Source organism: bacterium (assembly GCA_016703265.1).
Taxonomy (GTDB): domain Bacteria; phylum Krumholzibacteriota; class Krumholzibacteriia; order LZORAL124-64-63; family LZORAL124-64-63; genus CAINDZ01.
In genome coordinates, this window is sequence record JADJCK010000001.1 from 41,096 (window position 1) to 62,581 (window position 21,486).

The window sequence follows — 21,486 nt, forward strand, 5'->3', positions numbered from 1 at the left end:
GTGACGCGGTACGATTCGGTCGCGACGTGGCCCTCGTTCGACCTGCTGGAAACGGCCGTCGGTTCCCCGGCGTTCTCGATGGCCATCGACCCTTCGCGGAACAACACGGCACGGATCGTCTTCAGCGACGCCTACGGACGCACGCTGCGGCACGACTTCACGCTCGAACGCCCGCTGCCGCCGACGGCGGTCTCCACGAGCACGACCCTCGGGGCCGACGTGATCGCCCTGTCGTGGGAGCCCTCGACATCGTCCGACATCCGGGGCTACAACGTCTACCGTGCGACTTCGGAAAGCGGTCCGTTCGTCCGCGCCAACCAGGACCTGATCCTGGGTACGTCGTACTTCGCCGACACCGGGCTGGCCCAGCTCTCCACGTACTACTACAAGATCGAGACCGTGGACCAGTCCGGGGTGCCCAGCTTCCTGACCGCGGCGGTCAACCGCAGCACGGCCCCGGCCGAGGCGACGAATTTCCCGGTCCCCTTCGTGGGCGAGACCAGCAGCCCGCTGGCCGTCGGGGACGTGGATGGCGACGGCGACCTCGAGGTCGTCGTGGCAAGCAACCAGGTCTACGTCTGGCACCACAACGGCGAGGAGCTGCGCGACGGTGACGGCAATTCGCAGACGCTCGGCAACTTCACGGCTTTTGCCGCGGGCGCGATCCTGCAGCCGGCGGCGGTCACGCTGGCCAACCTCGACAACGTGCCCGGGCTCGAGATGATCATCAGCGAGCGGGCGCCCTCCTACAAGATCCACATCTACACGAAGACCGGCGCCGAGCTGGCCGGCTGGCCGCGCAGCCTCGTGCTGCCGAGCAGCAGCAACTGGAACTGGGCGGCGCCCTCGGTCGGCGACATCGACGGCGACGGCGCCCCGGAGATCGTCGTCAACACGCTCAACGGCGTGGTCTGGGCCTGGAATGCCGACGGCACGGAAGTGCGCGACGGCGATGCCAACCCCGCCACCACCGGCGTCTTCTACAAGCGCGCCGGCGCCGAGTTCGAATGGTCGCGCAGCGGGCCGACGCTGTTCGACCTCGACGGCGACGATGCGCTGGACATCATCTTCGGCACCAGGAACGACAGCAGCGGCCTCAAGCGCGTCATGGCGCTCCGCTACAACGGCACCGACGTGGCGGGATTCCCCTATATCGCGAACGGCAGCATCAGCACCGACGTGGTCATTGGCGACCTTGACCACAACGGCCAGGCCGACCTCGTGTTCTACACGCACGCCGGCACGGTCTACGCCGTGCGGGCCGACGGGACCAACTACCCGGGCTACCCGAAGGCCACCGGACTTCCTGTCAATGCCGACTGGGTATGCGTGCCGGCGCTCGGCGACCTTAACGGCGACGGCAAGCTCGAGATCGTCTACACGCCCAACCAGACCGGGCTGATCAGCCGGTTGGCAGCTCTCAGCACGGACTATGCGGGCGGGACAAGCGGCCAGTTCATGCCGGGCTGGCCCGTGGTCCTGCCCGGCAGCTCGGAAGCGAGCCCGGTCATCGGCGACATCGACGGCGACGGTTCGCCGGAGATCCTGCACGGCATCGGTGGCGGCGACGCTGCAGCGCCGTACAATCTCTATGCCTACCATGCGAACGGTCAGCCGGTATCCGGCTTCCCGATCACGCTGGAAGGTCCGTTGATGAACGGCGTGACGATCACGGACCTCGACGATGACGGTGACGTCGACCTGGCCTATGCCGGCTGGGACGCGCTCTGCCACGTCTGGGACATGCCGTTCGCCTACGACCGCCACGACGTGCCTGGCCGACGTTCAAGGGCAACATGCAGCGCACGGGCGTGTATTTCCCGGTCGAGCTGGTGGGCGTCGACGACGGCCCGACACTGCCGAAGGCGGCCCTGCAGCTGGATCGCCCGTACCCGAACCCGTTCAATCCGTCGACGAAGTTCAGCCTCTACGTGGCCGAACGCGGCGAGTTGACGGTCGACATCTACGATGTGCTCGGGCGACGCGTCCGGTCGCTGCACCAGGGAACCATCGCCGCCGGTTGGCACCTGATGGTCTGGGACGGGCGTGACGACGCCGGACGCGGGCAGGCCAGCGGCGTCTACCTGGTCCGGGCCCGGGCTGCCGGCACTGAAGGCGTCCAGAAGATGACGCTCGTGAAATAGTTGCCGCTTACAGCCTGTATCATGTCGGCGGCCGCCGGGAACCTGGACCCGGCGGCCGTCGTCTTTCGGTTCCTGGCGGTCGTTGACACCGGTGCCCCGACGGACCTAACCTGATGCCGCAGCCCGTTCGTTGCTGAAGAGAGGGTGGAGATGCCGAGTCTGCGCGGACGCACACAGAACCTTCGCGAGGGCATGGCCACCAGCATCGGCCTCGTTTGCCTCTTCTGCTTCGTCTGCCTCGCAGCCGGCGGCTGCGGCCGGAAGGGCGATGTGGCGGCGTACGGGTCCGCGGCCGGCAGTGCGGCCCCGGGGGGCACCGCCGTCGTCGCCCTTGCGGCCGACCCCGATGTCCTCAACCCCGCTCATCTATTCCTCGACCATTGCCGGCATCGTGATCGCCGAACTGCACGACGGCCTGGCGGACATGGACGAGAACCTCTCCTACGTGCCGCGCATCGCACGGGGCTGGGAGATCGCGCCTGACGGGCTCTCCATCACCTACCACCTGCGCCCCTGGTTCTGGTCCGACGGGGCGCCATTGGCCGCGCGCGACGTGGTCCGGTCCTTCGAACTGTTCCAGGACGAACGGGTCGCCAGCAGGCGCCGCGGGCTGTACCGGGACGTGGCGAAGGCCGTGGCCGTGGACGACAGCACGGCGCGCTACGACCTCCTGCGTGCGGTGCCGAACCCGGTGCAGGCGACGTGGCACCATATCGTGCCCTGGCATGTTGTCGGCGAACTGGACCCGGCGACGGTGGCTGACTGGCCCATCAACCGCCAGCCGCTGTCTTCCGGCGAGTTCACCCTCGAGTCGTGGGCCCCGAACCGCGAGCTGGTCCTGGTGCGCAACCCACGTTACCCGGGCAAGCCGGCGCTGCTGTCGCGCGTCGTCTTCCGGATCGTGCCCGAGGAAGCGACCCGCTTGTTGATGCTCGAGACGGGGGAGATCGACCTGGCGGACGGCGTGCAGCCGGCAGCGGCAGCGCGGCTGTCGGCCCGGGGCGACCTGCGGCTCGTGGCCACCGGTGGCCGGAGCATCTACCACCTGCAGTGGAACTGCCGCAATCCCGCGTTTGCGGATGCAGGCACGCGGCGGGCGCTGTCGCTGGCGATCGATCGCGGCAGGCTCATCTCGGCGCTGGTCGTGGGACACGGACGGCCTGCTGTCGGGCCGATTCCCCCGGCACTCTGGAACCATCACCGCGGCCTGGAGGCGCCGACCTGCGACCCCGCTGAAGCCCGGCGGCTGCTGGCTGTGGCGGGATGGCGTGATGCTGACGGCGACGGCGTCCTCGACCGTGACGGCCGTCCGCTCCGCTTCGAGATCCTGACGCGCAGCGGCGATCCGGTCCGCGAACAGGGCGTTGTCATTCTCCGCGAGAATTTCGCCGCGGTGGGGGCGGCGGTCGAGGTGAGGGCGATGGAATCCCTGGCGGGCCAGGCGCGGGCGCGCGAGGGACTGTTCGACGCGTACTTCGGGCTGTTCAACGCCAACCTCTACGGGAACCCGGCACCGTACGTGCGCTCGACCGCGACGAGCGAATACAACCTTGGGCATTACGCCAACGCCACCGTCGATTCCCTCCTGGATGTGGCACTCGGGCTCGGCGACCGTTCGGCAGCGTTGCCGGTCTGGCAGCGGCTCCAGGAAGTCCTGGCCGAGGATCCGCCGGCGGCCTTCCTGTTCTATCCGGACAACCTGGTTGCCATCAATGCGCGTCTTCACGACGTACGGCCGCACCTCCTGTCGCCGGTGAACAACCTGGCCGAATGGTGGATCGCGCCGGTCGACCGGCGTGGCGCCGACGGCGGAGGAAGTGCGGAGCGATGATTGTCGGCGGCCCGCGACCAACGTACATTGAGCCCATGAAGCACGCAGGGACATGGGGGCGGGGGCGCGCGGTCGCGATGCTTACGGCAGGCGCACTGCTCGTCGGGGGATGCGGCGGCGGCGGGACTTCCCCGGATCCCGGTGAGCCGCCGACCATCCTGTTCACGCCGGCAGTCCAGGGGCAGCAGCTGGCGATCGGCCAGAACCTGGACTTCAGTGCAGGCGTCTCGCCGGAGGGAGCACTGTCGGTGACGTGGCGGCGCGGCGGTGCCATCGTCGGCACGGCGCGCGAATTTGTCTATGCGGCCAGCCAGGTGGGGCGCGACACGCTGCGGGTCCACGCCGAGGCCGGCGAGTCGGTTCGCGACTACTTCTGGGTGATCGAAGTGTCGGCCGAGCCCCGGACCGAGCCGCCGGCAGTGCCGAGTTTCGCCCTCTTTCCCGGCGACGACCCCGTGGAAGTCTCGCTCTCCTGGACAAGGGTCAGCGTCTCGACCTATCCGATCGTCGAGTACGTCGTCGCGGTGAGCTACGCCGGGGTGGTCACGACCGCCAACTGGGACCAGGCCACCATCCTCGGCACCATCGCCCATGTGGCCGGGCAGGTGGGCTACAATGCCACCTACGACCGGGCGAACGGCGGGCTGGTGCCGGGCGCTGAGGCCTGGTTCGCCATTCGCGCGCGCGACGATCGCGGGCAGCTTTCGAGCACGGTCTCGACGCGCTTCACGACCATCACGACGGAATGGTGGATCAACGGCCACGTCTTCGACGTCACCGGTCAGCCGCTCCTGGGCGTGATTGTCAGCTCCGGCAACCCGCTCCGCAACGACAATACCGACGGTGACGGCATCTTCCGGCTGGGGCCCTACCGCAGCATCGACTCGGTGGCCGTCTATACGACGACGATCGACTACTACGACTTCACGACGGCGCGGCTGCTCAGCAGTGTCGACGTCGATCTCGATCTCGTGCTGCCGTACCGCTTCGGCATCGCGGACGAATGCACCGGTTACGACGCGGACTTCCTCACCTTCTTCCGGGAAATGACCAATACGGAGACCTCGGAAGCCGACACGTCGGCCTCGCGACTCTGGAAGTGGGATCATTGGCCCGTGAGCGTGCACCTGCCCGACTCCACGCTCGCGAACGGGCGCCAGCTCGACGTCCTCGCACGCGCGATGGTCGACCTGTGGAATCAATCGCTGGGCGAGGTCCTGCTGGTCGAAGTGGCCACGGAGGCGGCGGCGGATGTGCACTTCGAATGGGTCACCAACAGCTCCGGCGGCTACGGAGTGGCGGTGCTGGAACAGCCGGCCGGCGGTGTCATGGGCGACGTGATCCCGCAACGCGTGCGCGTGGAGGTGGAGACGGGCCTGTTCACGCCGCAGTTCTTCCAGGAAGTGACGCTGCACGAACTGGGGCACGTGCTGGGGATGGTGGACCATTCCCTCTTCTGCAACCAGGCCGGTCACCTGATGGTGCTGGGGGCCTCGGGCAACCTTTCGCTGGCCCAGCCAATCCACCCGGACGAGATCCACGCAGTGCGCACGCTGCGGCGCCTGCCGCAGGGCGTGGACATGCGCCGATTCGAGCGGTGAGCAACGCCATGCATCGCCGGCCAGACTAGCCGGGAGGCCAGGCCAGCGGACGCCCGCCGAGCACATGCAGGTGCAGGTGGGCCACGGATTGCCCGGCGTCCTCGCCACAGTTGATTACGAAACGGTAGCCGCCCGGGGCCAGTCCTTCTGCATGCGCCGCCGCCACACCCGCCGCCAGCAGCCCGTCAACCAGCCCCCGGTCGGGCCCGACCAGGTCGTTCAGCCCCGCGACGTGCCGTCGCGGGATGACCAGGACGTGGCTCGGCGCTTTCGGGTTCACGTCGCGAAAGGCGACGAAGTCGTCATCGGACTGCAGGATCTCGGCCTTGATCCGGCCGGCGGCGATCTCGCAGAACAGGCAGTTGCTCATGGGAAGCCTTTCGGCTGCGGGTTTGGCTGTCGATCCCGCAGCGTAGCACGCGAGTGGACGGACCGGCAACAAGGCCCGGCCGGAGGGCTTTCGCCTTTTCTTTGTTTTTGGACTGGACTTTCGCCATTATTTCGTCCATCATGCTGCTGCCGCCCTCCCGAGGCGGCCGGGCTGCGCACCTGTCGGCGGCCCTGGTCACAGTCGGCCCGATAGGCTCTACGGCCGGCAAAGCTTCTCCCTGAGGAGGGATCCCATGGGATTGACCCCGCGCCAGGCCGAGATCCTGGCCTTCGTGACCAGTTACGCGGAGGAGCGCGGCTTCGCGCCGACCCTCCAGGAGATCGGTGACCGCTTCGGGCTCTCGTCGGTGGCCACGGTGCACAAGCATGTGCGGCACCTGGTCGACAAGGGCTACCTGAAGCGGGAGCGCCGCAACGCCAGTCGCGACATCGAGGTGGTGGAGGACGGCGGTTCCGGCATGGCGCTGATCCCCCTGCTGGGCACGGTCGCGGCCGGCCGGCCGATCGAGGCGCTGGCCGAGCAGGAACAGTTGCGCGTACCCGAGGAATGGCTCGGGAAGGGCCGCACCTTTGCCCTGAGGGTCCGGGGCGATTCGATGATCGACGAGCAGATCCGCAACGGCGATACGGTCGTGGTCGAGGCCCGCGAGACGGCGCGCCACGGGGAAACCGTGATCGCCCTGGTGGATGGCGAGTCCGTCACGGTCAAGCAGTACTACCGCGACGGAGCGCAGATCAGGCTGCAGCCGGCCAATCCCGCCTATCCGGTCATGGTCTTTCCCGAGGAGCGGGTGGCCGTGCAGGGCGTCGTCATCGGCGTGTTGCGCCGGTACAACTGACCGCAGCCGGTCCCTTGGAACGAACCGCCCCGGGCGGGCCCGCGACGGGCCCGCACTGCGGCGCTCCTGCCTGTTCCCTGCCCCGGAAGTGCGAACCCGGGCAGGCCGGGTTGCCGTCTGGTTGACGCCCCCGCTTCCGACAGGTAGCATACCCGAATGCGGTGCTTGCACTTTCGGGTTTCCTGGAGCGGGGCGGTTCGACCATGGGCAGCAAGGACAGGCCGGGCGAGCTGGAAGAGATCTTCGAGATCCTCGTGACCGCCTATGCCCAGAAGGGCGGCACGGTACCGGGCGAAAGCGACCTCTGCTGGCGCCCCGCCACCGACGCCTACGAGACCGACGACGATTTCATCGTCCAGATGGACCTCGCGGGCATGGACCCTGCCCAGATCGAAGTGCTTGCGGACGAGAAGAGCCTGCTGGTCCGCGGCATCCGGCCCGACGCCTCGGGCCCGGGCAAGAAGCACTTTCATAAAATGGAGATCAGCGTGGGGCCGTTCGCACGGCGCGTGCCCATCACCGTGGCGATCGATCCCGCCTCGGCTACGGCGCGTTACCGCGGCGGCTTCCTGTATGTGACCTTCCGCAAGGGCGGGGACGGCCGCGGCGACCGAAGGCAGATCACGATCGAGCGCTGAGTTCCGCACGGGGCGGGACCAACAGGGAACGGCCGGCGGTCCGACACCACCGGCCACGGGAAGGAGCTCCACGACATGGCGGACAACCACCGGGATCACGAGGACCAGGAACATGTGTCCGAGGTCACCCTGCCCCGGGAACTGCCGGTATTGCCCATCAGTGAAGCCGTGATCTTCCCGGCCATGATGGTGCCGCTGGTCCTGACCGATACGAACCTGGTGCGCCTGGCCGACGACTGCCTGGCCGGCGACAAGATCCTCGGCACGTTCGCGCAGCGGGAAACCGGCGACGACGAGGAAGACCCGGCCGACCGCGACCTCATCTACCAGGTCGGCACGGCCGTGAAGATCCAGAAGATGCTGCGCTTTCCCGACGGCAGCATGAGGATGCTCGGCCAGGGCATCGCCCGCTGCCGCATCCGTGAATTCGTTCGCGACGAGCCCTACATGGTCGCCCGGGTCGAACTGATCACGGAGGAAGTGCAGGACGACTCCCGCACGCTCGCCTACATGCGCGGCGTCGCGAACAATTTCCTGAAGATCATCGATTCCTCCGAGACGCTGAGCGACGAGCTGAAGGTCGTCGTCATGAACATCGACGAGCCGGGGCGCCTGGCCGACCTGATCGCCTCGAACCTCGACATCGAGGTGGCCGAGAAGCAGGCCATCCTCGAGGAGCGTTCGCCGCGCAAGCGCCTGCAGTTGCTGTCGAAGATCGTGATGCGCGAACTCGACGTGCTCGAGCTCGGGCAGAAGCTGCAGTCTCGCGTGCGCAAGTCCATCGACAAGGACCAGCGCGAGTACTACCTGCGCCAGCAGATGAAGGCCATCCAGCGCGAACTCGGCGACACCGACGAGGGCTCGGTCGAGCTGGAGGACCTGCGCGAGCGCATCGACAAGGCCGACCTGCCCGAGAAGGTGCTCGCCGCGGCCAATCGCGAGTACGACCGCCTCGCGCGCATGTCGCCGGGCGCGAGCGAGTACACCGTCAGCAAGACGTACGTGGACTGGCTGCTCGACCTGCCCTGGTCCAGCAGTTCGGACGACATCCTCGACCTCAAGCGCGCCGAGGAGATCCTCGAGCGCGACCACTTCGGGCTGGATGACGTCAAGAAGCGCATCATCGAGTATCTCGCCGTGCGCAAGCTGAAGGACAACCACCGCGGGCCCATCCTGTGCCTGGCGGGTCCGCCGGGCGTCGGCAAGACGTCGCTGGGGCGCAGCATCGCCGAAGCGGTGGGGCGCAAGTTCTTCCGCTTCTCGCTGGGCGGCATGCGTGACGAGGCCGAGATCCGCGGGCACCGGCGCACCTACGTGGGCTCGATGCCCGGGCGCATCATCGCCGGGCTCAAGGAATGCGGGACCAACAATCCGGTGTTCATGCTCGACGAGATCGACAAGCTGGGACAGGACTTCCGCGGAGACCCCGCCAGCGCGCTGCTCGAGGTGCTGGACCCGGAGCAGAATTCGGATTTCACCGACCACTACCTGACGCTGCCGTTCGATCTCTCGAAGGTGATGTTCATCACCACCGCGAACATGCTCGACACCATCCCGCGGCCGCTGCTCGACCGCATGGAAGTGATCCAGCTGGCGGGCTACACGAACCTGGAGAAGCTGCAGATCGCCAAGCGCTACCTGCTGCCGCGCCAGATCGAGGACAACGGCCTGAAGACGACGCAGATCCGCTTCACGGACGCGGGGCTGATGAAGGTGATCGAGGACCATACGCGGGAAGCCGGCGTACGCAACCTCGAGCGCGAGATCGGCGCCGTCTGCCGCAAGGTCGCGACGGATGTTGCCAAGGGGAAGCGCAAGCCGCATGCGATCGGTGCGAAGAACCTCGAGGACTACCTGGGACCGCCGAGCTACTCCGGCGACCGGCTGCGCAGCCATCTCCAGGCGGGTGTCTGCACAGGGCTGGCCTGGACCCAGGTCGGGGGCAAGATCCTGTACATCGAAGGGCTGGCGCTCCCGAACGGCCACGGCAACCTGAAGCTGACCGGCCAGGTGGGCAGCGTGATGCAGGAGTCGGCCTCTGCCGCCTACAGCTACCTGCGGAACCGTTTCGGCGACCGCAAGGAACATCGCCAGTTCTTCCTCGAGAAGGACGTGCATATCCACCTGCCTGCGGGCGCGGTGCCGAAGGACGGACCGAGTGCCGGCATCGCCATGGCTTCGGTGCTGCTCTCGCTGCTGCACGGCCGGGCGATCGACCGGCGCACGGCGATGACCGGCGAGATCACCCTGACGGGAGCGGTCCTGCCGATCGGGGGCCTGCTGGAGAAGGTGTTGGCGGCCCACCGGGTCGGCATCAGGCGCGTGATCATTCCCGCCGACAATGTCGTCGACCTGGCGGAGATCCCCGACGAAGTGCGCGAGGCCGTGGAGTTCGTGCCCGTCAGTCGTGTCCACGAGGTCTGGGAGGCCATCTTCCCGGACCTGGAAACCTGAGCGGGCCCGGCGCCGGGAAGGTTTGGCGGTGTCCGACCACAAGCTGCTCAGCGCATTGTTGCGGCCGTTCTTCCGCAAGGGAACCGCGGCGTGGTTCTCCGTGCCCGATTGTGTGCAGGAGGATTCGCGGCTGCTCTGCATCGACAGCGGTCGCCTGAGCGATGTGCTTTTCCATATGCCCCTGCTGACGGCGATCCGTCGCCGTTTCCCCGGCTCCTGCATGGATTTCCTGATGCCGGAGAAGCACGCGCCGCTCATCGTGCCGAGCGGGCTGGCACGGCAGTGCCTGATCTACAAGCCGGGCCAGCTGAATCCCTGGCGGCCGGCGTTCGCCTCGCTGCTGCGTCAGGTCCAGGCCGGCGGCTATGACCTGGCCCTGGTGATGTCGCACGAGCCGCAGCCGCCGCTCGAGATGGCGGCGCTGGCAAGTGGTGCGGCCTTGCGCTTCGGGCCTTCGCACCCCGATGGCTGGCCGGCGGTCAACTGCGAGGTGCGGAGTTCGCCGGACCGCTACCTCGGCGACCGGCTCGGCCAGTTGGCGCCGTTCCTCGGCTTTACGGCCGGCGACCTCAAGCCGCGCTGGCCGCTGCCCATGGACAAGGTGCGGCAGATGGCCCAGCAGGTGCATTTCCACAAGCCGAATCCCCGCCAGTTGCTGGTCGGCATCGATCCCGGCGATCCGCTGACGGGAGCGCCGTTCCCGCTGGAGACCTTCCAGGCAGTGGCCCGGACCCTGGCGTCCAAGCTGGAGTGCCGCGTCATTCCGCTCGGCCATCCGGAACAGAAGGAGCGCCTGTCGCGGCTGGAAGTGCTGCTGTCGAGCGTTCCGAGCGGGCTCAGCCGCGACACGTTGCTGGAAGTCGTGCTGCTGTTGTCGCAGTGTGACCTGTTCATCGCCGACAACACCGATGCTTTCCATTTCGCCGTCGCCATGGACGTGCCCACGGTCGGGCTGTTCCGGGCGGGAGTGGCGCCGTGCTGGGTTCCTTCCGGCCGGGCGCATGTGCGCATCCTGACGCTGGAGAGCGACGGACGTGTCGATCCCGAGGCCCTGCTGGCCGCGGTGGAGGCCGTTGTCGGGCCACGTCGGCGAACGACGGGCGTTGCCACCGTCGTGTCCGCACCGGAGGCCGAAGCCGGAACGCCTCCGGCTGCTCCCGTCGCGCCTGAGCCGCCGGCGGTGAGCGATGCCACGTCGCTCTAGTCCGCACCCGGTCGATCGCCTGCTTGTCGTCGCCCCGAACTGGCTGGGCGACGTGGTGATGACCACGCCCCTGCTCGATTGGCTGCAGCAGGTGCGGCTCGGCGAAGGCGCCCCCCGTTTCCGCCTCATCCTCGCCGTTCGCTCCGCCTGGGCGCCCCTGTTCGCGGGCGACGCGCGTGTCGACGAACTCCTGGTCACCGAGCGCCCCGGACAACATGCGGGAGTCGCCGGCCTCGTGCGGCTGGCGGCTCGCTGGCGCGAGGCCAAGTGCGACGCCGCGCTGCTCGCGCCGCCGTCACTGCGGGTGGCCCTCGTGGCGCGGCTCGCCGGTATTCCGGTCCGCGTGGGTCACCGGAGCGACGGCCGGTCGCTGCTCCTGACGCGGGCGGTTGCCCGTCCTTCCCGGGGCACGCGTCACTACAGCATGGAACTGCTCGAACTCGGCCGGGAACTGGCGACGAATGTGGGCTGGGATGCCCGGGCGCTGCCGGCCATCGACACGATCGGCCCGGCCAGCCTGGCCGGCGCCATGAAGGGTTCAAGGCCTCCTCGTGCCGCGGGAGGGAGGCCCTTGTGGGCGCTGGGGGCGGGCACGACGTACGGCCCCGCCAAGACGTGGACGACCCGCCGGATGGCGGCTTTCGCCGCGGCGGCCGTCACCGAGGATGGAGTCCGGCTGTTGCTGCTGGGCGATTCCGGCGCGGCGCCCCTGGTCGCGGCCCTGCGTGCAGCAACGCCCGGGCTGCGCTGGGCGGCAGGCGAAGATGCGGTCGACGCCGAGCCCCTGGCCGACATCATCGACCTGACGGGGGCCACCGACCTGCCGGCCGCCGTCGGCTGGATGCGCCGGTGCAGCGCCTACATCGGCAACGACAGCGGGCTGATGCACGTGGCGGCGGCGCTCGGCACCCCGACGGTCGGGCTCTTCGGTTCATCGAACCCGGACTGGACGCGGCCGTCGGGCGCACGTGTTGCCGTTGTCACCGCCGACGGGTTCGCCTGTCGGCCGTGCTACCGCCGCACCTGCAACCAGCCGGTCTTCTGTCTCGACACCGTGGACGGGCTGCGTGTCCTCGGCGCTGTGCGCGGGCTTCTGCGCGCCGACGGTGACGTCCGGACGGGAGGGGTGGCATCATGATCTGGAAATGTCCGGCGCGCGGCGGGCTGCGGCAGGCGCCGGCCCTCTTCCTCGACCGCGACGGCGTGCTCATCGTCGACAAGGATTACCTGGCCGATCCTGACGGGGTCGAGCTGGTGCCCGGCGTACCGGCTGCCCTCGTGAAGGCTGCTGCGGCCGGCTATGCGCTCATCGGGCTCTCGAACCAGAGCGGCCTCGGCCGCGGGCGATTCGGGCCCGCGCAACTGGCGGCTGTCATGTCGCGGGTCGATGCCGAACTGGCCGGACACGGAGCGGAGCTCGATGCCATGTACTACTGTCCGCACGCGCCCGCTGACCAATGCCGCTGCCGCAAGCCCGGACCGGGCCTTCTGGAAGAAGCCGCGGCGAGTTTCGAGTGGCCGGCAGACCGCTCGTGGGTGATCGGGGACAAGGCGAGCGATGTCGACCTCGGGCGGCGGCACGGGCTCGGCGTCGTGCTTGTCGGCACCGGCTACGGCGCCGTCGAAAGGGCGCGCGTCGAGAGTGCATGGCCGGGCGATGCGCGCGTGTTGTTCGCCGCCGACCTCGCGACGGCCGTGGCGCTGGTCATGGCTGCGGATCCCGCAAATGGAAGCGTGGCGCCATGAGCTGGCGACTGGGTGACCGGCCACTGCGACGGATACTCGTCACGCGCCTTCGTTACCTCGGCGATGTCGTGATGTCGACCGTTGTCATCGAGGCGCTGCGCAGCGGCGATCCCCGGCTCGAGATCGGCTACCTGTGCGAGGAGGCCTACGCGCCGGTACTGGCGGGGCATCCGGACCTCGCCCGCGTGCATGCGCTGGCCGTGCGGCGTCGCGGCGCCGATGCGCGCGCACGCCGGCCGGGCAGCGCGCGGAAGATGGTGGACGCCGCTGCGCCAGGGGCGGGCGTATCGCCTGCAGTCGGTGCCATGGCGCAGGTACTCGAACTGCGTCGACACCGTTACGACGCGGCTGTCGACCTGTTCTTCAACCCGCGCAGTGCCTGGCTCCTGCGCCTGGCCGGCATGCCGGCGCGCCTGGCCGGGCCCGCCGGAAGCCGCTCGCGGCTGTACACGCACCTGACCGATGCCCGGGCCGCGCGACGGGATCCGCGCTGGGACACGCTGGCTCCCGGCGGGCTCGGCGATCACCTGGCACGCCTGGGGCCGCTCACGCACGTGGAGACCGGACTCGGTTTCAGCGATTGGTTCGCGACCAGGGGTGAACGCGCGTTGCCGCGGCTCGCCCGCCGGCCGCAGGCGCCGGCCCGCGCCGCGTCGCTGCTGGAGAAGGCGCACCTGGATCCGGCGTGCGGATACCTCGTCCTGGCGCCGGCCGCCACCTGGGAGACGAAACGCTGGCCTGTGGGGCAGTGGCGCGACCTTGCGTCGGAACTGGCGCGGACCTGGGCCGGGCCCATCGTGGTCCTGACGGCCCCCGGCGACGAGCAGGTGAGCGCGGCGATCGTGGCCTCGCTTCCGGAAGGGCGCGGCGCGGCGTTGCCGGTGCTGCCGCTGACGGTCGTCCTCGATGTCCTGGCCGCTGCGGCGGGCCTGGTCACCGTCGACGGCGGCGTCATGCACGCCGCCGTCGGCCTCGGCACGCCGGTCCTGGCGCTGTTCGGGCCCACCGATCCGCGGATCTGGTTCCCCTATGAAGGCGCGGGGCCGTTCGCCGTGCTGGCGCAACGACCGCCGTGTCATCCCTGCGACCGCCATGCCTGCGATGCGTTCGTGTGCCTGCCCGAACTGACGGTCGCCACGGTGGCCGCGCGCGCGCTGGCGCTGTTCGGGAACGGGGTTGCCGCATGACGCATCCACACGCCGATCACCGCCGGATCCTGTTGATCAGGCGCAAGGCGCTGGGGGATGCGCTCGTCTGCCTGCCCGCCGTCACGGCCGTAGCCGAGGCCTGGCCGCGTGCGCGCATCGACCTGGTGATCGACCGGCCGCTGGCCGGCCTGTTTCGCGAACTGGCGGGCAACGTCAATGTCCTGGAGTATCCCCACGTGGGCGGCGAACCATGGTATCCGTGGCTGCGCCGGCAGCACTACGACCTGGTCGTGGATTGGCTGGGCAGCCCGCGCACGGCCCTGTGGACGGCGCTGTCGGGGGCCCGCGTTCGCGTCGGCTACGACCTGCCGGGACGTCGCTGGGCCTACAACCTGCGTGTGCCCCGCAACCGGGCCGGCGCGCACGCCCTGCGCGGCTTTGCCGGCGAGGCCTTCCTGGATCCGTTGCGTGTCCTGGGGCTGGAGCCGATGCCCTGGACGCCGGGCCGGAGCCTCGAACGACCGGCGCTCGAATTGGCGGCTGATTCGGCATTCCGGAGCTGGCTGCGGGAATGGGATGCGCGCCCGACCGGCCCCGGTGCGGTGGTCCTCGTGATGAGCGCCACCTGGAGCGCCAAGGCCTGGCCCGCCCGCCATGTGGCGGGGTTGTGGCTTCAGCTGCGGGCCGCCGGGGTTCGTGCGGTGCTGGCGCCGGGTCCGGGCGATGGGCCCCTGGTCGGGGAGTTGGCCACCCTGCTGCCGGGTGATGCCTTCGCGCCGCCGTCATCGCTGGCGGAGATGGCGGCGCTGCTGAGGCGAGCCGACCTTTTCGTCGGCACCGACAACGGCTTGCGCCACCTGGCCGCCCTGCTGGGACTGCCCACGGTGACCGTTTTCGGGCCGACCGATCCGGCGGGCTGGAACCCGCCGGGGCCACGCCACGTTTCCGTTCGCACGGGTGAGGCCTGCTCGCCCTGCGACCTGACCACCTGCCCCGTCGCAGGCCGGCCGTGCCTGGAGAACCTCGGTCCCGGGCCGGTCGCGGCCGCGGCCCTTGCGCTCCTTGCGGCGCGGGGAGCGGCCGGACTGCCGGGGTCGGCGCCGGGACCCGAAACTGGAAAGGCACAGCATTGCTGAACCACCGCCGTTTGACCCTTTTGGCCGGGCTGCTTCTCCTGGCCGGCAGATTCGTCACCGGCCCGCCCTCAGCCACGGGGGCCGAGCCCGATTCGACCGCCGTGATGCCGACCGCGATGCCGACCGCGATGCCGACCGGAATCGCACCCACTGTCTACGGCCCCGGCGAACGGATGGTCTTCGAGATCAGCTATGGACCGGTGACCGCCGGCGAGGGCATTCTGGAGACGATGGGAACAGTCGATCACATGGGGCGGACGTGCTACCATGTGCAGAGCACGGCGAACAGCAATCGCTTCTTCTCGTCGATCTACAAGGTGCGCGACAAGATCGTCACCTACATCGATGTGGCCGACCTGAGCAGCGCCTATTTCTACAAGCGGCTGCGCGAGGGCGACTACAAGAAGACGCTGGAGATCGAGTTCGATCGCGAGGCGGGCATGGCCCGTTACGGCGACGGCCATGCCATGGCCGTGCCTGCGGGTATCCAGGACGAGCTGTCGGCCTTCTACTACGTGCGGAACCTGGACCTGGAAGCCGGGCGCGACCTGGTGCTGCCGGCCCACACGTCGCGCCGGAACTACAACATGAAGGTCATCGTCCACGGCCGGGAGACCGTCGAGGTCCCGGCGGGGAAGTTCGATTGCTTCGTCGTCGAGCCGGTGCTCGAAGGCGAAGGGCTGTTCAAGCACGACGGACGCATCACGCTCTACATCAGCGCCGATGCGCGGCGCGTGCCGGTGCTGATGAAGACCAAGGTGCCGGTCGGATCGATCGATGTCGCATTGAAGGAGTACCGGGCCGGCGTACCGCTCAAGCAGCGCTGACCGACCCGCGGCCGCCCGGCGGCCGCTGGATTTCCCGAGCAAGGCGGATGCATGACCCCTGACCATCGCCGTTCGCCGTTCGTGCCGCCTGCCGACTGGCTGGCCGATGTCGACGCTCCCAACGAAGGCGCACCCGGTGCCGGTTTCCTGCTGGGAATGACCCTGCTGGCCGCCGTACCGCGCCTGCTGGGCCTGCGCGCCCAGTCCCTGTGGGTCGATGAGATCCTCACCTGGCAGGCGATCCGCCCCGGCATCGGCCTCGACTTCTGGGAACAGCTGCACGACACGATCCAGGGCCCGCTCTATACGGCGATTGCCTGGCTGCTCGTACGCCTGGGCGATCCCGAGTTGATGATGCGGTTGCCGATGGCCGTCGCCGGGATCCTGACCATACCGGCGTTCGGCATCCTCGCCGGCCGCCTTCTGGACGGGCGCTCGGCCCGGTTGGCGGTACTGCTGCTGGCCATCAACCCGTTCCATGTCTGGTACAGCCAGGAGGGACGCGGCTACGCGTTCCTGATGTTCTTCGCCGTGCTCGCGGCGCTTGCCTACCTGGACCTGGCGGCCGGACGGCTGCGGCGTCGCCACATCACGGCCTTCATCGCGGCGGTCTCGGCCTGCATCCTCAGCAACCTGTCCGGCTTGTTCCTGTGGGGCGCGATGGCGCTGGCGATGATCTTCGTCGACCGGCCGCGGCTCGGGCGCGATCGCCTTCTGGTGGCGCTGGCCTTCGGGGGCGTGCTGCTGGTGACCATGCCCTGGCTGCTGCAGGCCACGGGGATCTGGGCGGTGGACCGCATCGTGCCGGGGATGGCGACCGGCGAAGCGTTGCGGGGAGAGACAACGTTCTCCCTGGCCGCGTTGCCCTACACCCTGCTGACGTTTTTCTACGGTTACAGCCTGGGCCCGTCGCTGGCCGAACTGCACCGGCCCGATCGCATGGCGCTCATTCGCTCGGCATTGCCGTTGCTGGCGATCGCGGGGTTGGCCGTCGGCGTGGCGCTGGTGGGCGGCCTCGGCCGTCGCCCCGACCGCGTACGGGCGCGGCTGCTTTTCTGGATCCTGGTGCCCGTTGCGGTGCTGGTCCTGCTGGCGATGCGCAACGTGAAGCCGTGGAACCCGCGCTATGTCTCGGTCGTGCTGCCCCTCGTGCTGTTGCTGGCCGCCCGCGGCCTCGTCCGGCTGCCTCGCATGGTCGGTGCGTTGTCGGCTACGGTGCTGCTGGCCCTGACGGTGTGGTCGCTGGGCGCCGCGCGGTCGGACCTGCGCTACGCACGGGAGGACGTGCGCGAGGCGGTGCGCGTGGTCTCGGCGGCGGCCGCGCCGGGCGATGCCGTACTGGTGCCCGTGGTGTCGAACGTCTACGAATTCTACGACGACGGCCGGTTGCCGCTGCTCGGTACACTCGGGCGCCCGGCACTGGCCGGCCCGGAACAGGCCGATGCGTTCTGTGCCGAAGTGCTGACCGGTCGCAATCGCTGCTGGGTGGTGCTCGCCCGCGAGTGGTACTTCGACCCGCACGGCGAGTTGCCGACCGCGCTGGCGCGGCTGGGGACGTTGCGCCTCGTGGCGCAGCCGGCAGGCACGCGGATCTTCGCCTGGGAACGGTCAGCGACAGGCGGGACTGCGCATGGCGGCTGAGTACTTCTACGGGGATCGGGCGGGCTACGAGCGGTTCGTGGACACACGCTGTTGCGCCGGCGCTGCTCCCGGACGCCTGTACGCATTCGCCAAGCGGGCGTTCGACGTTGCGGCGGCGCTGGCCGGCCTGTTCCTCCTCCTGCCGCTGCTGCCGTTCATCGTGCTGCTGATCAAGCTGGAAACGCCAGGCCCGGTCCTGTTCCGGCAGAAGCGCGTGGGCCGCTGCGGCCGGCTCTTCGACTGCTTCAAGTTCCGTTCGATGTCGATCGATGCGGAAACACGGAAGGACCAGTTGCGCCACCTCAACGAGGCGAACGGCGCGGCCTTCAAGATCAAGGACGACCCGCGCATCACCGGTGTCGGCCGCTTCCTGAGGCGCAGCAGCCTCGACGAATTTCCCCAGCTGTTGAACGTGCTGCGCGGCGAGATGTCGATCGTCGGCCCGCGGCCGCAGATCCCGGGCGAAGTCGCCGACTACACGCCGCAGGAAGCCCAGCGACTGCTGGTGAAGCCCGGCCTGACCTGCCTGTGGCAGGTGTCCGGGCGCAGTCATCTCGACTTCAGCGAATGGATGGAACTGGATCGCCAGTACGTGGCGGCCGCAGGTCCGGGCCTGGACTTCCGGATCCTCGTCCGTACGCTGCCGGCGGTCATCCAGAGGAAGGGCGCGTATTGAGCGTTCGCGGCATCGGCGTCGACATCGTCGACGTACGGCGCGTGGAAGCGCTCCTGTCCAGGCACGGGGGCCGGTTCCTGGAACGGTGTTTCCGGCCGTCCGAGCTGGCGCCGGCAGGACCGGGGAGCCAGGCAGGCTGTAGCGCCGCCCGGGTCGCCGGGCGGTGGGCCGTGAAGGAAGCCTGCCTGAAGGCGCTCGGCGGCGGCATCGCCGTCATTCCTTACCGTGACATCGAGGTCCTGCGCGGCGAGGGCGGCGCGCCTGTCGTGGTCCTGCACGGAGCGGCGGCGGCGGCCCTCACCGCTGGCGGCGGCGGGCGTGTGCTGGCCAGCCTGAGCCATGAACGCGAGACGGCGGTCGGCATGGTCATCATCGAAGGTTGAGGCCCGGGGATCGGCGCCGGGCGCCGGGAAACGGGCCGCAGGGGCAACCAGCCGACCGGGCAATCGGCTTGGCCCGCCGCCGCGCTTGTGCTAAATTCACGCGCATGGGATCGGCCCGCGGGGTAAGCCTGCGGTTGCCGATGTGCGCCGACGGCCCCGGGACGGACACCACACGATGGAACTCGAATTCCTGCTCATCGACGTCTTCACCGACCGGCCTTTCGGAGGCAGTCGCCTGTACCTGTTCCCCGACGGGGCAGGGGTGGCCGACACCCTGATGCAGAAGCTGGCGATGGAGATGGGAGCGGGGGAGACGGCGTTCATCGTGCCGCCGCGCTCATCGGCGGCGCCGGCCGCCGGGCTGCGCGTGTTCACGCCCAGCGGCGAGATCCCGTTCGGCGGCCACTCGGTGCTGGGCGCGACCTTCGCGCTCGACACGCTGGGCCGGCGCGCGGGTGACGGTGTGCCGTTCACCTGGGATCTCGAGGCCGGCCGGTTCACGGTCGAACGGCGCCTCGAGGAAGAGAAGCCGGTCTACTACCTCACGCTGGAGCCGCCCGTCTTCATGGGGCAGTATTTCCAGCGGGGCAAGGTGGCGCGGACCCTTGGCCTTCCCGAGGACGAGATCGCCATCACCGGTTTGCCGTGCGAAGTGATTTCCACCGGGCTGCCGATCCATATCGTCCCGCTGGCTTCCCTGGAATCCATGGCGGCGATCAACCTGCGGCGCCGCGAAGCGGACACGATCGCCCGCGACCTCGGGTTCGGTGACCTGTTCGTGTTCACCTGCGAGGTGGAGAACCCCGAGGCGACGGTCCATTGCCGCATGTTCGCGCCGCATTTCGGGATTCCCGAGGACGCGGCCAGCGGCGCGGCCACGGGCGCCCTCGTGGCCTACCTCGTCAAGCACCGGCTGGTCAAGTGTGAGGAGTCGGTCCGCATCGTCAGCGAACAGGGCCTCGAAATGGGTCGCCCCAGTCGCATCGTGGCCGAGGCCTCGGTGCGCGGCGGCCAGGCTACCGATATCCGCGTCGGCGGGTCGTGCGTCCTGGTCGGACGCGGCCGGCTGGACGTTTCCTGAGCGCGATCCGAGCGGTCGCCCAACCCGAGCATCCACCTGAGCGGGGCCTGCGGGCCCGCGCGGAAAGAGGGACTCCCGCATGAATGCTCCCGCTGGACTGGCCCCCGAGATGAGCGCGATGGTGCTGCAGACACTGCGGCAGGTCGTGGGTCGCGAACTGACAGACCACCGGATCATGGAGATGGACGAGCAGGACAAGTTCCCGATGGAGCTGATCCAGAAGCTGCTGTCGCCGGACGTGGGCCTGCACCTGATCTTCCTGCCGGAGGACTGCGGCGGTCTCGGGGGCGGCGCGCGCGACATCTGCCGGGTCAGCGAGGAGATGGCGGCCTGGGACCTGGGCGTGGCCACCGCGTTCCTGGCCATCTGCCTCGGCACGGACCCGATCCTGGTCGGCGGCACGCCGGCCCAGAAGCAGCGCTGGTTGTCGCGCATCGCGACCGAGGGCCTGATCGTGGCCTACGGCGTGACCGAGCCCGAGGCCGGCAGCAATGTTTCGTCACTCAAGACGACGGCCGACCAGATCATCGACGCGTCCGGCAACGTCACCGGCTACCGGCTGAACGGCGCCAAGCAGTTCATCACCAACGGCGGCGTCGCCGACCTCTACACCATCCTGGCCAAGACGCCCGCCGGCCCCAGCTTCTTCGCCGTGGAAAAGGGCACCCCTGGCCTGTCGGTCGGCAAGAAGGAGGACAAGCACGGCATCCGCGCCTCGAACACGACGGGCGTGCTGCTGGAAGACGTCGAAGTGCCGCTCGACAACCTGATCGGCGGCGTCGAGGGCCAGGGCCTGAAGCAGGCGAACGCCGTCTTCGGCTACACGCGGTTGATGGTGGGCGCCTTCGGGCTGGGTGGCGGGCAGGCGCCTTTGCGCCGCGCGCTCGCCTACGGCAAGACCCGCGAGCAGTTCGGTGCGCCGCTGGTCGAGAAGGAAGGCTACCTCCTGAAGCTGCTGGTCGATCCGTGGATCGACCTGGCCGCCGGCCGCGCCTACATGGAACAGACGGCGCTGCGCATCGACGAAGGCCACACCGAGCTTACCACCGAGGGCTCCATCGCCAAGTACTGGTGCACCGAGGCCGGCAACCGCGCGGCGGATGCCGCGATCCAGGCGCTCGGCGGCTACGGCTACGCGCGCGAGTACCTGGTGGAGAAGATGCGGCGCGACGTTCGCATCACGACGATCTACGAGGGCACCAGCGAGATCCAGCAGAGCATCATCTCGATGTTCCGCTGGAAGGAGACGGTGCGCTCGAAGGGCGAATTCTACGGCGAACTGGCCGGCAGGCTGGATGCGCTCGCGGCGAAGAACGGGAACGTGGGCGCCGCGCTGCTGGCGGCTTCGGTGCGCGCGCTCAACGAGACCGTGCTCGCCATGCATCGGGCCAAGCTGACGCGCAGCCAGATGGTGATGTTCACCTTCGCCGACATGATGACCGTGGCCGAGGTCGGTGCTGCCTTTGCGGAACAGGCTGCCGCGGGCGCCGACGACACCGGGGTGCCGGCGGCAACCCTGCCGGCCATGAGCCGCGCCTTCGCCCGCAAGGCTGCCCGACAGGTGCGGCAGGGCGCCGGCCTGTGTGCGGGTTGCCTGCAGTCCGACGGACAGGACGGTTCCGCGGCGGCGGCCGCGGCGTTGCTCGAATCCGTCGGCCGCCTGTTGCCGGCGTCGAGCGAAGCCGGACTGTGGGACGACATGAACGAAGTGGGCCTGGCGCTCAAGGCGCTGGCTTGAGGACGGCAC

General features: G+C 69.1%; 19 protein-coding genes. 18 read left to right on the top strand and 1 reads right to left on the bottom strand.

Annotated elements, in window-relative coordinates; genetic code table 11:
• The 4 genes from IPG61_00195 (at position 1) to IPG61_00210 (ending at position 5,576) form a co-directional block, all read left to right on the top strand.
• Positions 1–1,953 (top strand): VCBS repeat-containing protein, encoded by a 1,953-nt coding sequence (locus tag IPG61_00195; protein MBK6732525.1) that lies wholly within the window; start codon positions 1–3, stop codon positions 1,951–1,953.
• A complete protein-coding gene (locus tag IPG61_00200; GenBank protein ID MBK6732526.1) occupies positions 1,932–2,144 on the top strand; it encodes a hypothetical protein in 213 nt (70 codons plus the stop codon). The genes IPG61_00195 and IPG61_00200 overlap by 22 nt, the downstream gene beginning before the upstream one ends.
• A gap of 346 nt (positions 2,145–2,490) precedes the next feature.
• The gene (locus IPG61_00205; GenBank protein MBK6732527.1) at positions 2,491–3,975 is read left to right on the top strand and encodes a hypothetical protein; all 1,485 of its coding nucleotides are present in this window, start codon (positions 2,491–2,493) and stop codon (positions 3,973–3,975) included.
• A 77-nt stretch (positions 3,976–4,052) separates the two neighbouring features.
• Positions 4,053–5,576, top strand: a complete 1,524-nt coding sequence (locus tag IPG61_00210) for a hypothetical protein (protein ID MBK6732528.1) — start codon at positions 4,053–4,055, stop codon at positions 5,574–5,576.
• Between the two features lie 25 nt (positions 5,577–5,601).
• Here the strand turns inward: IPG61_00210 and IPG61_00215 are convergent, their stop codons facing one another.
• Positions 5,602–5,946 carry an HIT domain-containing protein gene (locus IPG61_00215; protein MBK6732529.1) on the bottom strand — a complete coding sequence of 115 codons (345 nt, stop codon included), beginning with the start codon at positions 5,944–5,946 and terminating at the stop codon, positions 5,602–5,604.
• Positions 5,947–6,199: 253 nt separating this feature from the next.
• Here IPG61_00215 and lexA point away from each other — a divergent pair, with 253 nt between their 5' ends.
• The 14 genes from lexA to IPG61_00285 all read left to right on the top strand — a co-directional run bounded on the left by lexA (position 6,200) and on the right by IPG61_00285 (position 21,477).
• The gene (gene lexA, locus IPG61_00220; protein ID MBK6732530.1) at positions 6,200–6,805 is read left to right on the top strand and encodes a transcriptional repressor LexA; all 606 of its coding nucleotides are present in this window, start codon (positions 6,200–6,202) and stop codon (positions 6,803–6,805) included.
• Positions 6,806–7,008: 203 nt separating this feature from the next.
• The gene (locus IPG61_00225; protein MBK6732531.1) at positions 7,009–7,443 is read left to right on the top strand and encodes an Hsp20/alpha crystallin family protein; all 435 of its coding nucleotides are present in this window, start codon (positions 7,009–7,011) and stop codon (positions 7,441–7,443) included.
• Between the two features lie 75 nt (positions 7,444–7,518).
• Complete coding sequence (lon, locus tag IPG61_00230) at positions 7,519–9,897, top strand: endopeptidase La (protein MBK6732532.1); 2,379 nt, start codon at positions 7,519–7,521, stop codon at positions 9,895–9,897.
• A 28-nt stretch (positions 9,898–9,925) separates the two neighbouring features.
• A complete protein-coding gene (locus tag IPG61_00235) occupies positions 9,926–11,101 on the top strand; it encodes a glycosyltransferase family 9 protein (GenBank protein MBK6732533.1) in 1,176 nt (391 codons plus the stop codon).
• Entirely contained in the window at positions 11,085–12,239 is a 1,155-nt protein-coding gene (waaF, locus tag IPG61_00240) for a lipopolysaccharide heptosyltransferase II (GenBank protein ID MBK6732534.1), read from the top strand. Before IPG61_00235 ends, waaF begins: the two co-directional genes overlap by 17 nt.
• Positions 12,236–12,847, top strand: coding sequence for an HAD family hydrolase (locus IPG61_00245; protein MBK6732535.1), 612 nt, complete (start codon positions 12,236–12,238; stop codon positions 12,845–12,847). Before waaF ends, IPG61_00245 begins: the two co-directional genes overlap by 4 nt.
• Complete coding sequence (locus tag IPG61_00250) at positions 12,844–14,034, top strand: glycosyltransferase family 9 protein (GenBank protein MBK6732536.1); 1,191 nt, start codon at positions 12,844–12,846, stop codon at positions 14,032–14,034. The genes IPG61_00245 and IPG61_00250 overlap by 4 nt, the downstream gene beginning before the upstream one ends.
• A complete protein-coding gene (locus IPG61_00255) occupies positions 14,031–15,131 on the top strand; it encodes a glycosyltransferase family 9 protein (GenBank protein ID MBK6732537.1) in 1,101 nt (366 codons plus the stop codon). The genes IPG61_00250 and IPG61_00255 overlap by 4 nt, the downstream gene beginning before the upstream one ends.
• 128 nt (positions 15,132–15,259) lie before the next feature.
• Positions 15,260–15,958, top strand: a complete 699-nt coding sequence (locus IPG61_00260) for a DUF3108 domain-containing protein (GenBank protein ID MBK6732538.1) — start codon at positions 15,260–15,262, stop codon at positions 15,956–15,958.
• Between the two features lie 51 nt (positions 15,959–16,009).
• A complete protein-coding gene (locus IPG61_00265; GenBank protein MBK6732539.1) occupies positions 16,010–17,599 on the top strand; it encodes a glycosyltransferase family 39 protein in 1,590 nt (529 codons plus the stop codon).
• Positions 17,589–18,275, top strand: a complete 687-nt coding sequence (locus tag IPG61_00270; GenBank protein MBK6732540.1) for a sugar transferase — start codon at positions 17,589–17,591, stop codon at positions 18,273–18,275. Before IPG61_00265 ends, IPG61_00270 begins: the two co-directional genes overlap by 11 nt.
• Positions 18,167–18,658, top strand: a complete 492-nt coding sequence (gene acpS / locus IPG61_00275) for a holo-ACP synthase (GenBank protein ID MBK6732541.1) — start codon at positions 18,167–18,169, stop codon at positions 18,656–18,658. Before IPG61_00270 ends, acpS begins: the two co-directional genes overlap by 109 nt.
• Before the next feature lie 175 nt (positions 18,659–18,833).
• Positions 18,834–19,739 (top strand): PhzF family phenazine biosynthesis protein, encoded by a 906-nt coding sequence (locus IPG61_00280; GenBank protein MBK6732542.1) that lies wholly within the window; start codon positions 18,834–18,836, stop codon positions 19,737–19,739.
• A gap of 109 nt (positions 19,740–19,848) precedes the next feature.
• A complete protein-coding gene (locus tag IPG61_00285; protein MBK6732543.1) occupies positions 19,849–21,477 on the top strand; it encodes an acyl-CoA dehydrogenase family protein in 1,629 nt (542 codons plus the stop codon).
• Positions 21,478–21,486 lie beyond the last annotated feature (9 nt).